The sequence below is a fragment of the Gammaproteobacteria bacterium genome, from assembly GCA_003696665.1.
Taxonomy (GTDB): domain Bacteria; phylum Pseudomonadota; class Gammaproteobacteria; order Enterobacterales.
The window spans coordinates 1-2,319 of sequence record RFGJ01000543.1 but is presented as its reverse complement, the minus strand read 5'-3'; the positions used below and the strand labels follow the sequence as shown (position 1 = coordinate 2,319).

At 56.0% G+C, this 2,319-nt stretch carries 3 protein-coding genes; all 3 read left to right on the top strand.

The genetic code is table 11. The annotated features are described in order from the left end of the window. Window positions 1-28 precede the first annotated feature (28 nt). Window positions 29-298, top strand: coding sequence for a transposase (locus D6694_13350; protein ID RMH37253.1), 270 nt, complete (start codon window positions 29-31; stop codon window positions 296-298). After that, window positions 295-1,365, top strand: a complete 1,071-nt coding sequence (locus tag D6694_13345; GenBank protein ID RMH37251.1) for an IS3 family transposase — start codon at window positions 295-297, stop codon at window positions 1,363-1,365. The genes D6694_13350 and D6694_13345 overlap by 4 nt, the downstream gene beginning before the upstream one ends. A 482-nt stretch (window positions 1,366-1,847) precedes the next feature. After that, the coding region (locus tag D6694_13340; protein ID RMH37252.1) for an LPS biosynthesis protein at window positions 1,848-2,319 on the top strand (472 nt) is incomplete at its 3' end.

Below are 2,319 nucleotides of genomic sequence, written 5' to 3'. Positions count from 1 at the left end.
GTTTTCCGCGGTAGTGGAGACAGCTGCCCTGAATGAGGCACAGCTCTCGGCCTGGTGCCGTGAGCGGGGCCTGTACCCTGAACAGGTGCGCGCCTGGCGCCGGGCCTGCGAGCAGGCCAACGACTGGGACCGGCAACAGGCCGAGCGGCTGAAAGCCGAGCGCAAGGCCGACCGGGAGCGGCTCAAGGCGCTGGAACGCGAGCTCAAGAAGAAGGAAAAGGCCCTGGCCGAGACTGCAGCCTTGTTGGTGTTGTCAAAAAAAGCCGAGGCGATCTGGGGGGAAGGCGAGGACGCATGACCAGCATCCCAGATCGCCGCCAGGCCTTTGAGCTGGTCGAACAAGCCATGGCCCAGGGGGCGAGGCAGGCGAAAGCCTGTGAACTCCTTGGGATCAGCGCCCGCACCTACCAGCGCTGGACCCGGAAGGGCGGTATCGTGCCGGATGGCCGCCCGGAAGCGTCTCGTCCGGCACCGGCGAACCGCCTGAGTGAGGCCGAGAGGGCGCATATCGTGGAAGTGTGCAACCGACCGGAGTATGCCAACCTACCGCCGTGCCAGATTGTTCCTGCCCTGGCCGACCAGGGCGAATATCTGGCCTCGGAATCGACCTTCTACCGGATACTGCGCGAAGCGGGCCAGGCCAATCGTCGGGGCCGGGCGCAGCCACCCCGAAGGCGGGCCAAACCGAAGAGCTATTGCGCCACAGGGCCAAATCAGGTGTGGAGCTGGGATATTACTTACCTGGCCAGCACGATACGCGGTGCGTTCTATCGGCTCTATCTGGTCCTGGACATCTACAGTCGAAAGATCGTGGGCTGGGAAGTCCATGAACGGGAGTCGGCGGCACACGCTGCCGAACTCATTCGAAAGGCTTGCCTTGCGGAAAAGGTGACCCGACCTGGGTTGGTGCTGCATGCGGACAACGGCTCGCCGATGAAGGGCGCCACCCTGATGGCAACCCTGCAGCAACTGGGCGTGGTGCCCTCGTTCAGCCGACCATCGGTGAGCAACGACAACCCTTATTCCGAGAGCCTGTTCCGGACGCTGAAGTATACACCGACCTGGCCGCAGAAGCCCTTCGAGAGCCTGAATGCGGCCCGTCAGTGGGTACATGAGTTCGTGTCCTGGTACAACGGCAGTCATCGTCACAGCGCCCTGAAGTTCGTGACGCCGAATGAGCGACATGAGGGACGGGATACGGTTTTGCTTGCCAAGCGCAAAGCAGTGTACGAAACCGCCCGGAAACGGCATCCGGAACGGTGGAGTGGCCCCACGCGCAACTGGGAGCCGGTCGTAGAGGTATGGCTGAATCCCGATTGTCCACAGGCGTTGGCAGGGCCAGAAAACGAGAGAATCGCAGCTTGAAAATTGCGACAACTATCCTGACAAACACCGAAGTGGGCAAACCCAGCAGAACGCCCACACCGAGCGTTACAAAGGTACAGTGCGCCATGACTGACTGAGGCCGTACTTGTTCGACAGCATTGAGGCGGTTCAGGACTTTGCGACCCATTGGCTGTGGATCTACAATCACGAGCGACACGAATGGGCCTCGGAGGCGCAGAGGTTGGCGCTATTGGTCTGACCTCTGCTCATGAGAGCAGCTAAAATTTGGAGATTAGCATGGGGGCGACTTGCGACTCGTCGTTAGATGCGACAAACAGTATTCGATAGTATCGAAGTGTATTACAATCGAATTCGTTGCCACAGTACCATCGGCTATCTAAGTCCGGAGGCATTTGGGGCAATGAAAATTGCATAGGGGCGTTTCCACCTTGGGTGGTTAAGATAAAGTCCTTCCATCGGATTAGTGCTATTTGGGTAAGGAATATTTGGCGAGGTAATTAATGCAAAAGCGTAAATATCAAATCTGCACAAACTGTGTAATGGATACGTCTGATTCCAGAATTGTGTTTGATGAAAATGGTGTTTGTGACCATTGCATAGATTTTGAGAAGAATGTTAAGCCGAAGTGGCATACAGACGAACGCGGTGCAGCGGAGTTGGCCAGGATCGTTGATAAAATTAGAAAAGACGGTAAGGGCCGTGATTTTGACTGCATCATGGGTATGAGTGGGGGGGCGGACAGCTCCTATTTGTTGCACGTCGCAGTCAAGGAGCTCGGTCTTCGCCCTCTTGTTTTTCATGTGGATGGTGGATGGAATACAGATATCTCTGTTCATAATATCAACGTAATGATTGAAAAGTTGGGATTAGATCTTTATACCGAAGTAATAAATTGGGAAGAGATGCGGGACTTCCAGCTTGCCTATTTTAAGTCAGGCCTACCAAATATTGATGTACCACAAGATCATGCAT

Coding starts and splice junctions, on each gene's coding strand:
- D6694_13345 (RMH37251.1), top strand. CDS start 295: ATGACCAGCATCCCAGATCGCCGCCAGGCCTTTGAGCTGGTCGAACAA.